Origin of the sequence: Paenibacillus sp. yr247 (assembly GCF_900103825.1) — a bacterium.
Classification (GTDB): domain Bacteria; phylum Bacillota; class Bacilli; order Paenibacillales; family NBRC-103111; genus Paenibacillus_E.
Genome location: NZ_FNIF01000079.1, coordinates 1 through 1,230 on the forward strand (window position 1 = coordinate 1; position 1,230 = coordinate 1,230).

Below are 1,230 nucleotides of genomic sequence, written 5' to 3' on the forward strand. Positions count from 1 at the left end.
CCAACACCGGCACCAACACCAGATCCGACACCAGCACCAACGCCGGCACCTACGCCAGCTCCGACACCGGCACCAACACCGATACCGGCACTAACGATAACTTCAGTGGCCCCTAACTCGGGATATGTAACGGGTGGAGATATTGTATATGTATTCGGCACGGGATTTGTATCTACGTCGCAAGTATTGATCGGTGGTAAGAATGCTCCGATTGTGAGCTACATATCTTCCACTGAAATGTCAGTTCAGGTGCCTGCAGGTAATGCGATCGGCAGCGTCGATGTAACCGTCATAAACCCAGATGGACAACAAGTTACATTGACAGGAGGATATACATTTATTGAGCCTCAGACATTGTATCCGGAAATTACGTCAGTTACACCGAACACAGGTGCAATCACAGGCGGTAACCAGGTCTATGTCAACGGGAAAAATTTTAAAACTGGTATGACAATATTTGTAGGTGGAAAACAAGCGTCTACTACATATGTATCAGCAACGCAATTTCTAATCACTGTTCCAGCAGGTGCTAGTGTTGGTATAGTAGATGTTGCAGTAGCGGATTTGAACAATAACTTAGTCACGCTGACAGGTGCCTATACCTACACCGCTGTTCAGTATCCGATACCAACCATTACGTCGATTGTGCCAAATAAAGGACTTGTAGCAGGTGGTGAAACCATCTATGTAAACGGCACGAATTTTGTAAATGGCATCTCACAAGTAACGATTGGCGGAAAACCTGCTTCTGTAACCTATATGAGCAGAACAAGCTTGATGGTAATAGTTCCGGCTGGAGATGCACCTGGAAAAGTGGATGTGAAAGTGACTAACGTTACGAATGAAGCTGTTCTTACTCAAGGCTACGAGTATACGCTCCCGGCTGTTAAACCAGTAACTGTAACAACTGTTTCTCCTAATCAAGGAAAAGTTTCGGGCGGAGATATCGTGTATATCTACGGTACGAACTTTATGTCCGGTGCAACTGTAACATTTGGCTCAAACATTGCTAGCAGTACTTATGTAAATGCTACGACAATTAAAGTTACTGTACCAGCTGCTGCTGCTGCAGGAAAAGTTGACGTAACCGTAACGAATCCGGATGGCGGTACCGGTACGCTACCGCAAGGTTACCAGTACACGATCATTACACCGACAATTACAAGCTTGTCACCAAACCATGGTAACAAAGCAGGTGGAGATGTTATCTACGTTAACGGCACGAACTTT

Annotated in this window: 1 protein-coding gene; it reads left to right on the forward strand. The window is 45.4% G+C overall.

Annotation, left to right across the window (positions count from 1 at the left end; translation table 11 throughout):
* Positions 1 to 105: 105 nt before the first annotated feature.
* The coding region (locus BLT91_RS30485) for an IPT/TIG domain-containing protein (protein WP_254777222.1) at positions 106 to 1,230 on the forward strand (1,125 nt) is incomplete at its 3' end.